Here is a 16,040-nt window from a genome sequence, read left to right on the forward strand (position 1 = left end):
ATTTTAGCAGGTGGGGGCGGCAAAGGATCTTGGAGAGGCGGGTGTGGATCTTGCCTGTGGACAACTTCTGTCGCTGGGATGGGTGGTTTTTCCTGGGGTGGGGTGGTGGACCTGCCGTTGGGGGTTTGGGGGGTGGCCCGGCACAATGAGGTATGACGACATCGGCCGCCGAGCCCGCCGTCGGTGACGTGCCCGCTCGGTTGTACCTGGCGATCGGGCGGTTGTCGCGGGCGTTGCGGCGTTCGGGTGCCCCCGGGTTGGGCCACGGGTCCATCTCTGCTCTGTCCACTTTGGTCGGATGTGGTGAGCTGCGGCTGGGGGACCTGGCCGCCAAGGAGGGGGTGGCCGCGCCGACGATGTCGCGGATCGTGGCGAGTCTGGTGGAGTCGGGGTATGTGGACCGGCAGCCGGACCCGGCCGATCGGCGGGCGTGGCTGGTGCGGGCGACCGAGGACGGGGAGCGGATCGTGTCCGGGGTGCGGTCGACGCGGGTGCACGAGTTGGGGCGGCGGCTGGATCGGTTGGCGCCCGCGGATCGGGCGCGGTTGGAGGCGGCGATTCCGGTGTTGGAAGCCCTGCTGGTCGACTAGTGGATCTCCAGTGTGCTGGAGGGAACACACTGGGGGGATGACGGTCGACGAGGTCATCAACGAGCTGGTTCGGGTCTGGAACGCGGGCGATAGTGCCGGGTGGGCCGCGTGCTTCGCCGAGGACGCGGTGTTCGTGGACGTGTTGGGGCGGGTGCAGCGCGGGCGGACGGTGATCGCGCGGGAGCATCGGAAGATCTTCGACACCATTTACCGGGGGAGCAGGCTGGAGATCCGTGCGGAGTCCAGTCGTCCGTTGGCGGATGGGTTGCTGCTCGTGCACAGCACTTCGACGCTGCGGGTGCCGGATGGGCCGCGGGCCGGGGAGACGCGCGCTGTGCAGACGATGCTTCTCGCGGATGGGTTGGTGCTGGCTTTCCAGAACACCATTCGTTCGGCGGTTTCCGGCTTCGCGAAGGGGGACGAGGAGCTGGGCCGTTTGGATCCACTGGGCTGGGGCGCTTGAAATGCGGAACGCCCCCTCCGGAAGGGGGCGTTCCACGTTCTACGTCAGGAACGTGTCGGCGTCGGGTAGCCGCCAGCGCGGGGATACCGGGCCGACGCCGCTGCCCAGGGGATAGGCGTCGCGCACGGAGCGGACGATGAAGTCCTTGCCCGCGCGCACCGCGCTGATCATGTCCGCGCCCTTGGCCAGGGCCGAGGTGATCGTGGACGCCAGCGTGTCGCCGCTGCCGTGGGTGTGCTTGACGGCGTAGCGGGGGCCGACGAACTCGGTGAACTCCGAGCCGTCGTAGAGCAGGTCGAGGCATTCCGGGTCGTCCCACAGGTGCCCGCCCTTGACCAGCACCCAGCGCGAACCGTACTCGGCCAGCGCGCGCGCCGCGTCTCGCTGTTCGGCCCGGGAGCGCACCTCGATGCCGGTGAGCAGCCGGACCTCGTCCAGGTTCGGGGTGACCAGGGTAGCCCGCGGGAACAGTTCACCACGCAGTGCGTCCAGTGCGTCCGCGGCCAGCAGCGGGTCGCCGTGCATGGACGCGGAGACCGGGTCGACCACCAGCGGGGTGCGGCCGTCCCGTCCGATGTGGACCCGGTCGCAGGCGCCCGCCACCGCGGTGATGATGTCCGCGGTGGCGAGCATGCCGGTCTTCGCCGCCTGCACGCCGATATCGGTGGCGACCACCTCGATCTGCCCGGCCACCACCTCCGGCGGGATCGTGTGCACCCCGGTGACGCCCAGGGAGTTCTGCACCGTCACCGCCGTGAGCGCGGTCATCCCGTGCACCCCGCAGGCGAAGAACGTCCGCAGGTCGGCCTGGATGCCCGCGCCGCCGCCGGAGTCCGACCCGGCGATCGTCAGCGCGCGCGGCGGCGTGGTCACTCCGAGATCACCGGCAGGTAGACCTGCTTGCCCTGTTCCACGAATTCCTCCGACATCTCCGCCATACCCGCCTCGATCGCCTCGACCGAGGAAAGCCCGTGCTCCGCAGCGTACTTGCGCACGTCCTGGGTGATCTTCATGGAGCAGAACTTCGGTCCGCACATCGAGCAGAAGTGCGCGGTCTTCGCGGGCTCCGCGGGCAGCGTCTCGTCGTGGAACGAGCGGGCGGTGTCCGGGTCGAGCGCCAGGTTGAACTGGTCGGTCCAACGGAACTCGAACCGCGCCTGGGACAGCGCGTCGTCGCGCTCCTGCGCCCGCGGGTGCCCCTTGGCCAGGTCGGCGCTGTGTGCGGCGATCTTGTAGGTGATCACGCCGGTCTTCACGTCGTCCCGGTTGGGCAGGCCCAGGTGCTCCTTCGGGGTGACGTAGCACAGCATCGCGGTACCCAGCCAGCCGATCTGCGCCGCGCCGATGGCCGAGGTGATGTGGTCGTAGCCCGGCGCGATGTCCGTCGCGAGTGGACCGAGGGTGTAGAACGGCGCCTCACCGCACAGCTCCTCCTCCAGTCGGACGTTCTCCGCGATCTTGTGCATGGGCACGTGCCCGGGGCCCTCGATCATCACCTGCACGTCGTGCCCGCGGGCGATGTGTGTCAGCTCGCCCAGCGTGCGCAGCTCGGCGAACTGCGCCTCGTCGTTCGCGTCCGCTATGGAGCCGGGCCGCAGGCCGTCCCCGAGCGAGAAGGTGACGTCGTAGGTGCGCAGGATCTCGCACAGCTCCTCGAAGTGCGTGTAGAGGAAGCTCTCCCGGTGGTGCGCCAGGCACCAGGCCGCCATGATCGAGCCGCCGCGCGAGACGATGCCGGTGACGCGTTTGGCGGTCAGCGGCACGTACCGCAGCAACACGCCCGCGTGCACGGTCATGTAGTCCACGCCCTGTTCGCACTGCTCGATCACCGTGTCCCGATAGACCTCCCAGGACAGCTGCGTCGGGTCGCCGTTGACCTTCTCCAGTGCCTGATAGATCGGAACGGTCCCGATAGGCACGGGGGAGTTGCGCAGGATCCACTCGCGCGTTTCGTGGATGCGTTTACCCGTGGACAGGTCCATCACGGTGTCGGCCCCCCACCGGGTGGCCCATACCATCTTGTCCACCTCGTCCTCGATCGAGGACGATACCGCCGAGTTGCCGATGTTGGCGTTGATCTTCACGTGGAACCGCTTGCCGATGATGGCCGGTTCGGACTCCGGGTGGCACCGGTTGACCGGGATCACTGCCCGCCCGATGGCCACCTCGTCGCGCACGAACTCGGCGGTGACGCCTTCGCGCTCGGCGCAGAACCGCATTTCCTTGGTGATGATCCCGGCCTTCGCGTAGGCCAGCTGGGTCACCGCCCCACCCACCGGCTCGCGTTCGGCGACCCAGTCCGCGCGCAACCCGGGAAGTCCACTGTGGACGTCGATGGTGGCGTCCTGGTCGGTGTACGGGCCGGAGGTGTCGTACAGGTCGAGGTGCTCGCCGTTGGTGAGCTCGACGCGCCGGACGGGGACGCGCAGCCCGTCCGCGGTCTCCCGGTAGGCCTTGTGGGACCCCGAGATCGGCCCGGTGGTCACGGCGGGCCGCACGGAACGGTCGTCAAGAGCGGTCACGAAAGGTCATCCTCCCTACGCCGGCATTACCCGGTCAGGTTCATCGGTCGGCGGCACCGGGTCCTCGGATGGGACACCAGCCGCCCTCTCAGCCCGCCATGGCGCGAGCTCCCGCGGTGTGTTCAGTTGTCTCGGCCGACCCTAGCCGGCCGGGCACGGACTGCCAAGTGAGCCACTATGGTTCCCCCATGCCGCAGCCGTACCCGCCCGGAGCCCGGCTTCTGGCCAGACCGGAGACGGTCGAGCCGTGCCCCGCCTGCGCCGACCCGCTCGGCCGCGGCTACCCCACCTGCCTGACCTGCGCCGACCGCGTGGACGCCTACTGGCGCGCGGACTGGGACGCGCTGGTCGCCGAACAGCCCGGCGAGGCCGACGAGCGCGAGCTGGCGGCCACCGTGCTCGCGGGCGCGCCCGCGGACCACCCGTGGACCTGTGTCGACTGGGCCATGCGCCAGTCGAGTTGCCCGCTCTGCCGGGCCGAGCTCGGCGCGGGCCTGGCCTGCGTGCACTGCGCCAAGGCGGACGAGGCCCGCTGGGCCTGGGACCACGCGGCCATGCCCGGCTCGATGACCGCCAACGAGCACATGCTCCGGCTCGCCGTGGCCGCGCTGCGCGCCACCACCCCCCACCGCGACAACGTGCTCACCTACTGGCGGCTGGTACTGCCGTTCCTGCTGGTCGGTGGTTTACCGACACCGGTGCAGGCCGGGCGGGTGCGGATCCACCTGCTCGCGGGCCGGGCGGACGAGCTGGCCGAGGCGGGCAGCCTGGCGGACATGGCCGACCTGGCCGACCTCCCCTGGCGCACGGCCTGACGGTGGCGCCCGTCAGGACTCGATGGCCAGCTTGATGCCGAGACCGATCAGCACCGCGCCGGAGAGCCGCTCGATCCGCGCGCGGACCTTCGCCTTGCGCAGCCAGCCCAGGACGTAGCCGAGCAGGGCGACGATCAGCAGGTACCAGACCGTGTCGACCAGCACCCACAGCCCGGCGAACGCGACCAGCACCCAGCGCGGCGCGCCCGGCTCGACGAACTGCGGGAGGAACGAGATCGCGAACACCGCCAGCTTGGGGTTCGCCAGGTTCACCAGCAGCCCGGCCCGGTAGCCGGAACCGCTGACCGGCACCTCCGGATCGGCCGACTTGTGCCTGCCGAACAGCGCCTTCCCGCCGACCCACAGCAGGTACAGCACACCCGCCACGCGCAAGGTCTGGTACGCGACCTCGGAGGCGAGCAACAACACCGACAGCCCGAGCGCGGCGGCGGCCGCCCAGAACGCGACCGCCGACTCCATGCCCGCGACCGTGGTCAACGCGCCGCGCCTACCGCCCCGGATGGACTGTCGGACCAGCATCGCCGTGCCCACGCCGGGGACCATGGCGAGCACGAGCGACGCCACGAGGAACGCGAGGAGGCCGGAACCGGTCATGGCGTGGATGATGCGCCCGCCCGGCACCGACCCGCCAACGGATTTAGGCGAACGGGTCCTCGCTGTCCGCCGGGTCCCAGGACAGGCCAGGCCCGCCCCACCTGTTCGCCTTCAGCATCCGCTTCGCCTCCCGCTGGTGGCGGCCCACCAGCCGGTTCAGGTACAGCAGGCCGTCCAGGTGGTCGGTCTCGTGTTGCAGGCAGCGGGCGAAGTAACCGGTGCCCTCCACTTCGAGCGGCGCGCCGTCGGTGTCCTGACCGGTCACCTTCGCCCAGCTCGCCCGGCCGGTCGGGTAGGTCTCGCCGGGCACGGACAGGCAGCCCTCGAAGTCGTCGTCCGGGTCCGGCATGCCTTCCGGCCGCTCCGAGGTGGTCAGCACCGGGTTCACCACCACGCCCCGGTGCCGGGTGCCCTCGTCGTCCGGGCAGTCGTAGACGAAAACCCGCAGGTCCACCCCGATCTGGTTGGCCGCCAGCCCCACCCCGTTGGCCGCGGCCATGGTCTCGAACATGTCCTCGACCAGGGTCTTGAGATCGTCGTCGAACGACTCGACCGGCTTGGTCGGGTTGTGCAGGACGGGGTCGCCGACGATCCGGATCGGGTGCACTGTCATGGGCCCAGCCTAGAGATCCGGCTCCCGGCCCGAGGTGGCGGACGCGCCGCGGGCGTGACGATCACTTCCCGGGGTGACGTGGTGTAATTGGCGCCGGGCACCGGCCACCGGCCCGCCCGCCCGAGCCCGGAGCCGACCCGTGAGGCGAGGAGCCAATGGACGCCGCCGAGATGCCCGACCGGCCGGACCAGCCGCCCGCGCGGCCGGACCCCGGACGTGAAGTGGGCGGACTCAGCGAGCGCGAACGCGCCATCCTCGCTTTCGAGCGGCAGTGGTGGAAGTACGCGGGTGCGAAGGACCAGGCCATTCGCGAGCTGTTCGACCTGTCCAGCACCCGCTACTACCAGCTGCTCAACGACTTGATCGAGAAGACCGAGGCCCTGGAGGCCGACCCGATGCTGGTCAAACGCCTGCGCCGGATGCGCGAGACCCGACGTCGCGCCCGCTCCGCCCGCAGGCTGGGGATGCTGAGGCCGCGATGACAACCGAACCCGGCGGATCCGCCCGCACCGCGCGTGTAGCGGGCCTGAGCCTGTTGGCCGTGGCCGCCGCGGCGGCCGTGATCGGCGTGATCACGCTCATCGACGGGGGTGGCGGGGACGACAACACCGCCGCGCCGCCGCCGGTGACCTCGGCGCCCGCCACGCATCCGACGACTTCGCCGCCGACGACCGGAGATCTCACGAGTTCGCCGCCGACGGCTACGACGACGTCCGGGCCGGGTGTGCCGACTACGACCTCGTTGCCGCCGGTGGTGACGAGCACTGTTGTGCCGAGCACTGTGGTGCCGTCGCCGGGGACCTCCGCGAGTGGGCAGGTGCGGGAGCCGTTGCGGATCTACAACAACAGCATGATCCAGGGGTTGGCGGCTCGGGCGGCGCAGGAGATCGGGGCCGAGGGGTGGCCGGTCGATGAGATCGGTGCTTATTCGAGTGGGAACATTCCTACCACGACGGTGTATTGGCAGGCCGGGACCGGGCAGGAGGCTGCTGCGCGGGAGTTGGCGCAGGAGTTCGGGTTTCGGGCTGAGGAGAGGTTTGACGGGATCAAGGGGGCGCGGCCTGGGTTGATCCTTATCGTGACCAATGATTATCGGGTCGATAAGGACAACAAGTAGGTCGTTGGTCGGCTCGCCTTCGGTATTGCGCTGGGACGCGGGTTTCGTGGTGGGCTTGATCGGGTGGAATGACTTTATGCGCACCAGGTCGGTATGACTGGTGGTGTCGTCGACCGACCTGGTGCTTGTGTCTTATCGGGACGATGCGTAGGCCGCCAGGGAAGCCAGCTGGGCGGGGTCCAGTGAGGGCCGGACGTTCTCGCGGGCCTTGGTCAGGTGGGCGGCGGTGACGACGGTGGCTTCCAGGGATTCGCGCATGGCGGTCAGTGCTGCTTCGCGGACCAGGGCAGCGCAGTCGGCGGCCGAGTAGCCGTCCAGTTCGGTGGCGTAGGTGTCGAGGTCGACGTCGTCGGCCAGTGGGGTGTTGCGGCTGGTGGCGCGGAGGATGGCGGCGCGGGCCTCGGCGTCGGGTGGTGGGACGTAGATGAGGCGTTCCAGCCGTCCGGGGCGGAGTAGCGCCGGGTCGACCAGTTCGGGGCGGTTGGTGGCGCCGACCACGACGACATCGCGGAGGGGTTCCACGCCGTCGAGCTCGGTGAGCAGGGCGGCGACCACGCGGTCGGACACGCCGGAGTCGGAGGATTGGCCTCGGCGGGGGGCCAGGGCGTCGACCTCGTCGAGGAATACCAGCGAGGGGGCGGCTTCGCGGGCCTTGCGGAACAGTTCGCGGACGGCGCGTTCGGATTCGCCGACCCACTTGTCCATCAGTTCGGCGCCCTTGACCGACAGCACGTTCAGTTGGCCTGTGCCCGCCAATGCCCGGACCAGGAAGGTCTTGCCGCCGCCCGGCGGACCGTACAGCAGCACGCCGCGCGGTGGGGCGACGCCGAGGCGGGCGAAGGAGTCGGGGTAGCGGAGGGGCCAGAGGACGGACTCGGTGAGGGCCTGTTTCGTCTCGACCATGTCGCCGACGTCGTCCAGCTGGATGTCGCCAGCGCGGACGGTGTCGGAGGTGCTCACCGAGGTGGGGCGGACGGTTTCCAGGGCGCCGAACATGTCTTCCGCGCCGATGCGCGGGTCGTCCGCCGTGCCGTGCCGGAGAGCGGCGCGGATGGCCGACTCGCGGCGGAGGGCGACCAGGTCCGCGGCCACGAAACCGGGGGTGCGTTCGGCCAGCGCGGCGTAGTCCACACCGGACTCGACCGGGAGGTCGCGGAACAGCACGCGCAGCAGGTCGGTGCGGGTCTTGGTGTCCGGCAACGGGAGGCGGAGCTCGCGGTCGACCAGGTCGACGCCGCGCAGGCGGGGGTCGACGGCCTCCGGGTGCGCGGTGGTGACGACCAGAGCGGCGTGCGGGATCTTGATCGCGGTGCGCAGGGCGTCCAGGACGACGGTGGACAGCGGGGGCGGGGAGGTCGCGGGCAGCAGGGCGTCGATGTCGTTGATCATCAGGATGGCCGGGGCGTCCGCCGTGCTGTGCGTGCGGACGGCCTCGATGGCGGCGCCGACCCGGGCGGCGGCGGCGTTCGGCTCCATGACCGCCACCGTGGGGCCCGCCAGCTCCACGACGGTCGCGGTGGCGGAGTGGGCGACCGAGCGCACGACGCTGGCCTTGCCGACGCCTTCCGGGCCGGTGACCATGATGCCGAGGCGGGCGGCCGCGCCCAGGCGTTCCAGCAGGTCGGGGCGGGTGAAGGCGAGTTCGAACCACTCGCCGAGGGTGCGCACCTGGTCTTGTGCGCCGACCAGGTCGGCGGTCGGGATCGGCGACGGGGCCTCCTCCGCCACCGCGACCGGCATCTCGGTGACGGGGGCCGTCGTGGTCGAGACCACCGGTGCGCCGCCCACCGGCAGGGCGGCGCGTTCGCCGGTGCGCACGCCGTCGCGCCAGCCGACCACAGTGGACGGATGCACGGTGACCGCGCCCGCCGGTTCCACCGCGGTGACCGTGAGCAGCTCGTTGGTCCAGGTGGCGCCGATCGCCCTGGACAGCTTGCCGCGCACCGCGGGCACGTCGGCGCCCGGTGGCGGGGCCAGGTCCTGGGGCAGCAGGGACACCGCGTCGCCCAGCGTCAACACCTTGCCTACCAACGCCAGGCGCAGTGTCTCCGGCGGCAGCGACACCGAGGCCAGCCGGGAACCGGCGACCGTCACCGACCGCGCGGCCGTGACCGCCACCGGCGACACGACTACCTCCGCGCCCTCGACCACGCCGAGGTTGGACAGCGTCACGTCGTCCAGCAGCACGATCCCGGCTGCGGCCTCGGTCTCGCCAAGGGCGGCCAGCGCGGCGCTGATCCGGGCGCCCACCATGCGGACGGCGTCCCACTGCCGCAGCCCGAGCGCGTCGAACACCTCGGGGTGCAGCCGGACGACGCCGCGCCTGGTGTCCAGGGCGGACGGTGACAGTCTCGCGGTCAGCGTGATCTCGGTTCCCACGCCGACGAGACTAATGGCTCACCCGCCGAGGCCGCCCCAGGTTGTCCACAGGCCCATACCGAAGCCGTTGACAAGCCTCAGCGGGACTTGGACTCCCCGGGTCGCTGGTGCTTGCGCAGCCCGGTCCGCCGCCAGTTGCGGCCGCGCGCACCGGCCGGTCGCGGGTCGGTGGGCAGGGCGATGTGGGTCGAGTCGCCGTTGCGCATCGGCCGCATGACCGCGCGCCGGGCCGCGCCCGCCACCCGGCGCAGCGGCGGCCGCAGCCCCAGCCGGACCTGCGAGCCGTGCGCCCGCCGGATCGCCCGGCGCTCGCGCGGCGGCACGTCCCATGCCTCCGGGTGGTTGGCCAGCCAGTGCTTGCGGCGCACCGCGTACGGGATGTGCCCGAGGTAGAGGGCCAGCACGGCGGCCAGCGTGATCTGCGGGTAGGTGATCACCGCGGCGGCCAGCAGGCCCACACCGACCAGCAGCGGGGCGACCGCGCGCGGGGACACCCGGATGGACTTCACCGCCAGCGTGGGGATGCGGCTGATCAGCAGCGCGGCGACGCCGATGGTCCAGGCCATCACCGCGGGCCGGGACTGCCACCAGTGCCCGTGGTCGCCGAACTCGTTGGTCAGGATCAGCGGCAGCAGCGCCAGCAGGCCGCCTGCGGGCGCGGGCACGCCGACGAAGAACTCCTTGGCGTACGGCGGTTGCTCGGTGTCGTCGAGCAGCGTGTTGAACCGGGCCAGGCGCAGGATCATGCACACCACGAAGATCAGCGCCACCACCCAGCCGACCCGGTCGCCGCCGAACCGCCACAGGTAGAGCATCAGCGCGGGCGCCACGCCGAACGAGATCGCGTCCGCCAGCGAGTCCAGCTCGGCGCCCATCTTGGTGGTGGCGTCGAGCATTCGGGCGATCCGCCCGTCGAGGCTGTCCAGCACGGCCGCGATGGTGATCGCCGCGATGGCCGCGCTGTACTGCCGGTTGAGGATGAACTGCACCGCGGACAGGCCCGCGCACATGGCGAGCACGGTCAGTGCGTTGGGCAGCAGCCGGACGCCGGGCGAGGTCGGGGCCATCGGCTCAGCCCGCCGCGGGCGTGTACTCGGCCAGCACGGTCTCGCCGCCGATGGTCCGCTGGCCGGGTTCGACCAGTACGCGGCTGCCCGTCGGCACGTAGAGGTCGACGCGGGAGCCGAACCGGATCAGGCCGTACGTGTCGCCCGCGAGGACCTTGTCCCCGTCCGCGACCTGGCACACGATCCGTCGCGCGATCAGGCCCGCGATCTGCACGACCGCCAGGTCGACGCCGTCGTCGGTGCGCAGGTGCAGGCTGTTGCGCTCGTTGACCTCGCTGGCCTCGTCCAGGTCGGCGGAGAGGAACTGCCCAGCCTTGTGCACCGCGCGCACCACCTCGCCGGTCGCGGGGGAGCGCTGGACGTGCACGTCGAAGACCGACAGGAACACGCTGACCCGCAGCATGGGCGCGTCGCCCAGGCTGAGTTCGGCGGGCGGGACGGCCTCGACCACGTGCGAGACGGTGCCGTCGGCGGGCGCCACGGCGATGCCCGGACGTCGGGGGGTGACCCGCTTCGGCTCGCGGAAGAACCACGCCAGCCAGGCGGTGACCACCGCGGCGGGGACGCCCGCGCGGCGGGACAGTCTGCGTACGGCCAGGGTGGCCACCGCGGCGCCGAGGATGAACGGGCGGCCGCCCGGGTGCACCGGCGGGATGATGCTCTTGGTCAACTCCACGGCGTGGCGCAGGGCACCGGACTTCTGGGGCGGATGAGCGGTCATCTGGTCGGGGGTTCCTCGCGAGTCGGCCGGATTTCCGCACACGCTACGCCTATCGGCCGCGCCGCCGAGAAGGCAGCCGCGACCTGGAGGAACGCGGGGTACCCGATGCCGTGTGCGCTTCCCCCGACGAGGCGCACCGCGACATCGGGATACCCCACGGTGGAGCCCGCCCAGTCTAACCGCGCCCCTCGGGTGGATCAATGATCAGCTGTGGGGAATTGACTACCTTCGGTCGCGATCCGTTGGGCCGGTGCGGAGCAGGCGCAGCAAGGCCAGCAACAACACGGAACCGAGCGCGGCGACACCGAGGCTCGGGAAGTCGAACTCGAAGGTCATCTGCTTGCCGGTGGCCAGTCGGTAGATGAACCCGCCCAGCGCCGCGCCGACGACCCCGACCAGCACACTGACCAGGCAGCCCTGCCGCTGCCTGCCCCGACCGCCGACGACCAGGTTGGCCGCCCAGCCCGCGATCGCCCCGAACACGATCCACGCGAAGAAACCCATAAGCCCAGCGTACGGCTAGTGGGCCGATGTTTCGGGCGGACCGGGGTCTCAGCTGAGCAGGATCAGGTCGACCTCGTCACCCACGCCCACCTCGGCCACCCCGGCGGGGATCTCGATCAGGCAGTTCGACTGGGCGAACGAGGCCAACAAATGGGATCCCGGTCCGCCGACCGGCACCACCTCGACGCGCCCCGCGTCGTGTCGCCCGCGCCGGTACTGGACCCGGTTGGGCGGTGAAGTCATGGCGGTCGTGGCCTTCGCACGCACGCGCGGGCGGTCCGTCGCGGCATGTCCCATCGCGCCGAGCAGGGCCGGGCGGATGAACAGCTCGAACGACAGCGCGGCACTGACCGGGTTACCCGGCAACGTGACGACGGGCAGTCCCTCGAACACCCCGCGCCCCTGCGGCCCACCGGGCTGCATCGCGACCCGCAGGAACTCCACGCCGTGCCCCGCGAGTGCGTCCTTCACCACCTCGTACGCCCCCGCGCTCACCCCGCCCGAGGTGACCAGGAGGTCCGCGTCGGCCGCGTGCGCGGCGATCGCCGCGCGGAAGGTGTCCACGTCGTCGGGGACGAACCGCAGCACCACCGGCTCCCCGCCGATCTCCGCCACGGCCGCGGCCAGGAAGGCGCTGTTGGATTCGTAGATCTGTCCGGGAACGAGCGGTTCGCCCGGCGCCACCAATTCCGAACCGGTGGACAAGATCAAGACGCGCGGCGGCCTGCGCACCGGCAATTCGGCTATCCCCACTGCCGCGGCCAAGCCGATCTGCGGCGGATTCAAAACCGTGCCCGCTTGGAGTATCAACGCCCCCTGCGTCACATCCTCACCGATGAAACGCACATGCGTCCGTTCCGTCACCGCCCGGTCTATCCGCACGGTTTCGGTACCGCCATCGGTGTGCTCGACCTGCACCACGGCGTCCGCCCCCACGGGCATCGGCGCGCCGGTCATGATCCGGTGCGCGGTACCCGGTGCCAATGGCCGCAGGTCCACCCGCCCAGCCGGGATGTCGTCCGCGACCGGCAGCCACACTGGGGAGTCCGGGTCTGCACCGGCCACATCGGACGCTCGCACCGCGTACCCGTCCATCGCCGAGTTGTCGAACGGCGGCAGCGACACGCCCGCCACCGCGTCCGCCGCGAGCACGAGCCCTCGGCACTGGTGCAACGGGCGCGCGACGACCGGCATCGGCTGCACCAACGCCGAGATCTCCTGCCGGTACCGCCCCGGGGGCATGGTGGCGTTCACGCGGTCCATCCTGCCTTTGTCCGCATTCGGTGTTTCCCCCGTCCCGTTCTGACCGAACCGGACGCGGCCGTCACGGGGCGGACGTTAGGCTCGCCTCCGTGTCGGAGGACCTCACCGGGCGTCGCCTAGGGCATTACCGCATCGACGGGGTGCTCGGTAAGGGCGGGATGAGCGTCATGTACCGGGCCACCGACATGAGACTGGGCCGCAAGGTCGCGCTGAAGGTGATCGCCGAGCACCTGACCGAGGACCCCGAGTTCCGCGAGCGGTTCGTCGACGAGGCCCGCAACACCTCCGCGATCGACCACGCCAACGTGGTCCCGCTCTACGACTTCGGCGAGGTCGACGGCCTGCTCTACATCGCCATGCGGCTGGTCGACGGCTCCGACATGGCCAGTCTGATCAAGAACGGCCCGTTAGCCCCGCAGCGCGCGCTGAGCCTGCTCGGCCAGGTCGCCGAGGCGCTGGACAACCTGCACGAGCGCGGCCTGGTCCACCTGGACGTGAAGCCCGCCAACGTGCTGGTCACCGCGCGCGAATCGGCCAACGAGCACATCTACCTGGCCGACTTCGGCCTGACCCGGCGCGGCGCCACCGGCCACCGCACGCGCGGCGGCGACTTCCTCGGTTCCCCCACCTACGCCGCCCCGGAGCACCTGCGCGGCGAACCGGTCGACGGGCGCACCGACGCGTACTCGCTCGCCTGCGTGCTGTTCGCGTGCCTGACGGGCAGGCCGCCCTTCCAGGGCCAGGTGGCGGAAGTCATCCAGGGCCACCTCAACCGGGAAGTGCCCGCCCTCACCGACTACATCGCGCTACCGCCCGCCATCGACGACGTCGTCCGGCGCGGCATGGCCAAGACTCCCGGACAGCGCTACAGCAGCTGCCGCAAGCTGGTAGCCGCCGCGCGGCAGGCCCTCTCGGGTATGCCTCCCAGGCCGCCCATGCACCTTGGTCCGAACTCCACCCTGGTCGCCCCGGCCGAGCAGATCCGGCAGCACTATCCGCCGCCGCACATGACCGGTCCGCACTCTCTCCCGCAGCCGGTCCAGTCCGATCCGGTGCGGCTGCGCCCGCCGGTGCAGGTGCGTACCACCGCGTTCGACGAGCGCAAGAGCGGCAGCCGGTGGATCGTGCCGGTCATCGTGGGCCTGGTCGCGATCGGTGCCATCGTGGCCGCCATCCTGCTGATCGGCGGTGACGGCGGCGGGGGCGACCCGGGCACCCCGGACCCGCAGAAGGCGCCGTCGATCCCGGTCGGGCCGGAGCGCACCAGCACCCGGCCGAGCACCCCACCGCGCACGACCACGCACAAGCCGTTGCCGTCGATCACCATCGTGCCACCCCCCTGACCGGGCCTTCTTGCACTCCGGTGCCGCGAGTGCTAAACACGGTTCTGGCACTCGGGGTCCCCGAGTGCCAGAAGGTCGGGACGGTGAGGCCCGCCGGGGGAGCACCCGGCGCGGTCGTCCGTCGCGGGCACCGAGCCTGGCCGCGCTACGTGTATCCATCCGATGGAGGACCACACCGCAATGGCCAAGTTGATCGCGTTTGACGAGGAAGCGCGTCGCGGTCTCGAACGCGGGCTGAACACCCTCGCCGACGCCGTCAAGGTGACGCTCGGCCCGAGGGGCCGCAACGTCGTGCTTGAGAAGAAGTGGGGCGCGCCGACCATCACCAACGACGGCGTCTCGATCGCCAAGGAGATCGAGCTCGAAGACCCGTGGGAGAAGATCGGGGCCGAGCTGGTCAAGGAGGTCGCGAAGAAGACCGACGACGTCGCCGGTGACGGTACGACCACCGCGACCGTGCTCGCCCAGGCGCTGGTCCGCGAGGGTCTGCGCAACGTCGCGGCGGGTGCCGACCCGCTGTCCCTGAAGCGGGGCATCGAGCAGGCCGTCGAGGCGGTCATCGAGCAGCTGCACAAGTCCGCCAAGGAGGTGGAGACCAAGGAGCAGATCGCGGCCACCGCGTCCATCTCCGCTGGCGACACCACCATCGGCGAGCTGATCGCCGAGGCTCTCGACAAGGTGGGCAAGGAAGGCGTCATCACCGTCGAGGAGAGCAACGCGCTCGGCATGGAGCTTGAGCTCACCGAGGGCATGCGCTTCGACAAGGGCTACATCTCCGGTTACTTCGTGACCGACCCCGAGCGTCAGGAAGCGGTCCTGGAGGACCCCTACATCCTGCTGTTCGGCTCCAAGATCGCCTCGGTCAAGGACCTGCTCCCGCTGCTGGAGAAGGTCATGCAGTCCGGCAAGCCGCTGCTGATCATCTCCGAGGACGTCGAGGGCGAGGCGCTGGCCACCCTGGTCGTCAACAAGATCCGCGGCACCTTCAAGTCCGTCGCGGTCAAGGCCCCGGGCTTCGGCGACCGCCGCAAGGCGATCCTGCAGGACATCGCGATCCTCACCGGCGGCCAGGTCATCTCCGAGGACGTGGGCCTCAAGCTGGAGAACGCCGACATCGCGCTGCTGGGCAAGGCCCGCAAGGTCGTCGTCACCAAGGACGAGACCACCGTGGTCGAGGGCGCCGGTGACGCCGAGCAGATCCAGGGCCGGGTCAACCAGATCCGCGCCGAGATCGAGAAGTCGGACTCCGACTACGACCGCGAGAAGCTCCAGGAGCGCCTGGCCAAGCTCGCGGGCGGCGTGGCCGTCATCAAGGCGGGCGCGGCCACCGAGGTCGAGCTCAAGGAGCGCAAGCACCGCATCGAGGACGCGGTGCGCAACGCCAAGGCCGCCGTTGAGGAGGGCATCGTCGCCGGTGGCGGCGTGGCCCTGCTGCAGGCCGCCGAGGCCGCGTTCGCGGGCCTGAAGCTTGAGGGCGACGAGGCCACCGGTGCCAACATCGTCAAGGTCGCCGTCGAGGCCCCGCTCAAGCAGATCGCGGTCAACGCCGGTCTTGAGGGTGGCGTCGTGGTGGAGAAGGTCAAGGGCCTCCCGCAGGGCCACGGCCTGAACGCGGCCACCGGCGTGTACGAGGACCTGCTCGCCGCTGGCGTGCCGGACCCGACCAAGGTGACCCGCTCGGCGCTGCAGAACGCCGCGTCGATCGCCGCGCTGTTCCTCACCACCGAGGCCGTCGTGGCCGACAAGCCGGAGAAGGCGTCCGCGGCTCCCGCGGGCGACCCGACCGGCGGCATGGACTTCTGATCCACGCCGACTAGCACCACCGGCTTCACCGGAAGGCCCGGTCCGCGCTCCGCGGACCGGGCCTTCCACGTTTGGTGGCGACCGGGTCGGGGAAGACCCGCCGGGCGTCGGTCGGATGCGCTACATTGGGAATTCGGCATAAAAAATAGCCGCCACATGTCGGGCGACTATGCGCACAGTATAGGGCAATTGGAGGACGATTGTCAACCGAGCTCGACGTGGAGC

Annotated in this window: 16 protein-coding genes; 7 read left to right on the top strand and 9 right to left on the bottom strand. The window is 70.8% G+C overall.

Annotated elements, in window-relative coordinates:
- Positions 1–152: 152 nt before the first annotated feature.
- Both C503_RS0112270 and C503_RS0112275 read left to right on the top strand, forming a co-directional pair.
- Entirely contained in the window at positions 153–590 is a 438-nt protein-coding gene (locus C503_RS0112270; RefSeq protein WP_018682502.1) for a MarR family winged helix-turn-helix transcriptional regulator, read from the top strand.
- 37 nt (positions 591–627) lie between these two features.
- Complete coding sequence (locus C503_RS0112275; RefSeq protein WP_018682503.1) at positions 628–1,053, top strand: SgcJ/EcaC family oxidoreductase; 426 nt, start codon at positions 628–630, stop codon at positions 1,051–1,053.
- Between the two features lie 39 nt (positions 1,054–1,092).
- On the opposite strand, the gene thiD is transcribed toward C503_RS0112275, so the two are convergent.
- Both thiD and thiC read right to left on the bottom strand, forming a co-directional pair.
- Positions 1,093–1,926, bottom strand: coding sequence for a bifunctional hydroxymethylpyrimidine kinase/phosphomethylpyrimidine kinase (thiD, locus tag C503_RS0112280; protein WP_018682504.1), 834 nt, complete (start codon positions 1,924–1,926; stop codon positions 1,093–1,095).
- The gene (thiC, locus tag C503_RS0112285) at positions 1,923–3,575 is read right to left on the bottom strand and encodes a phosphomethylpyrimidine synthase ThiC (protein ID WP_018682505.1); all 1,653 of its coding nucleotides are present in this window, start codon (positions 3,573–3,575) and stop codon (positions 1,923–1,925) included. The genes thiD and thiC overlap by 4 nt, the downstream gene beginning before the upstream one ends.
- 188 nt (positions 3,576–3,763) lie before the next feature.
- Here thiC and C503_RS43245 point away from each other — a divergent pair, with 188 nt between their 5' ends.
- Positions 3,764–4,390, top strand: a complete 627-nt coding sequence (locus C503_RS43245; protein WP_018682506.1) for a hypothetical protein — start codon at positions 3,764–3,766, stop codon at positions 4,388–4,390.
- A gap of 12 nt (positions 4,391–4,402) precedes the next feature.
- Here the strand turns inward: C503_RS43245 and C503_RS0112300 are convergent, their stop codons facing one another.
- Complete coding sequence (locus tag C503_RS0112300) at positions 4,403–5,005, bottom strand: LysE family translocator (protein WP_026316216.1); 603 nt, start codon at positions 5,003–5,005, stop codon at positions 4,403–4,405.
- Positions 5,006–5,048: 43 nt separating this feature from the next.
- Positions 5,049–5,618, bottom strand: coding sequence for a peptide deformylase (locus C503_RS0112305; protein WP_018682508.1), 570 nt, complete (start codon positions 5,616–5,618; stop codon positions 5,049–5,051).
- A gap of 155 nt (positions 5,619–5,773) precedes the next feature.
- Here C503_RS0112305 and C503_RS0112310 point away from each other — a divergent pair, with 155 nt between their 5' ends.
- Both C503_RS0112310 and C503_RS0112315 read left to right on the top strand, forming a co-directional pair.
- Positions 5,774–6,100, top strand: coding sequence for a DUF3263 domain-containing protein (locus C503_RS0112310; protein WP_018682509.1), 327 nt, complete (start codon positions 5,774–5,776; stop codon positions 6,098–6,100).
- The gene (locus C503_RS0112315; RefSeq protein WP_018682510.1) at positions 6,097–6,735 is read left to right on the top strand and encodes a LytR C-terminal domain-containing protein; all 639 of its coding nucleotides are present in this window, start codon (positions 6,097–6,099) and stop codon (positions 6,733–6,735) included. The genes C503_RS0112310 and C503_RS0112315 overlap by 4 nt, the downstream gene beginning before the upstream one ends.
- 132 nt (positions 6,736–6,867) lie before the next feature.
- Here the strand turns inward: C503_RS0112315 and C503_RS0112320 are convergent, their stop codons facing one another.
- From C503_RS0112320 to moeA, 5 genes are all read right to left on the bottom strand, one after another.
- Positions 6,868–9,114, bottom strand: a complete 2,247-nt coding sequence (locus tag C503_RS0112320; protein WP_018682511.1) for an AAA family ATPase — start codon at positions 9,112–9,114, stop codon at positions 6,868–6,870.
- Positions 9,115–9,191: 77 nt separating this feature from the next.
- On the bottom strand, positions 9,192–10,181 hold the full coding sequence (gene pssA, locus C503_RS0112325; protein ID WP_018682512.1) for a CDP-diacylglycerol--serine O-phosphatidyltransferase: 990 nt from the start codon (positions 10,179–10,181) through the stop codon (positions 9,192–9,194).
- A gap of 4 nt (positions 10,182–10,185) precedes the next feature.
- Positions 10,186–10,902 (bottom strand): phosphatidylserine decarboxylase, encoded by a 717-nt coding sequence (locus C503_RS0112330; protein ID WP_018682513.1) that lies wholly within the window; start codon positions 10,900–10,902, stop codon positions 10,186–10,188.
- Between the two features lie 222 nt (positions 10,903–11,124).
- Entirely contained in the window at positions 11,125–11,406 is a 282-nt protein-coding gene (locus C503_RS0112335) for a GlsB/YeaQ/YmgE family stress response membrane protein (RefSeq protein ID WP_018682514.1), read from the bottom strand.
- Positions 11,407–11,454: 48 nt separating this feature from the next.
- Positions 11,455–12,669 (bottom strand): molybdopterin molybdotransferase MoeA, encoded by a 1,215-nt coding sequence (gene moeA, locus C503_RS0112340; RefSeq protein WP_018682515.1) that lies wholly within the window; start codon positions 12,667–12,669, stop codon positions 11,455–11,457.
- An 89-nt stretch (positions 12,670–12,758) separates the two neighbouring features.
- Between moeA and C503_RS0112345 the strand changes: the two genes are divergently transcribed.
- Both C503_RS0112345 and groL read left to right on the top strand, forming a co-directional pair.
- A complete protein-coding gene (locus C503_RS0112345; RefSeq protein WP_026316218.1) occupies positions 12,759–14,012 on the top strand; it encodes a serine/threonine-protein kinase in 1,254 nt (417 codons plus the stop codon).
- A 180-nt stretch (positions 14,013–14,192) separates the two neighbouring features.
- Entirely contained in the window at positions 14,193–15,815 is a 1,623-nt protein-coding gene (groL, locus tag C503_RS0112350) for a chaperonin GroEL (RefSeq protein WP_018682517.1), read from the top strand.
- Positions 15,816–16,040 lie beyond the last annotated feature (225 nt).

Source organism: Actinokineospora enzanensis DSM 44649 (genome assembly GCF_000374445.1).
Taxonomy (GTDB): Bacteria; Actinomycetota; Actinomycetes; order Mycobacteriales; family Pseudonocardiaceae; genus Actinokineospora; species Actinokineospora enzanensis.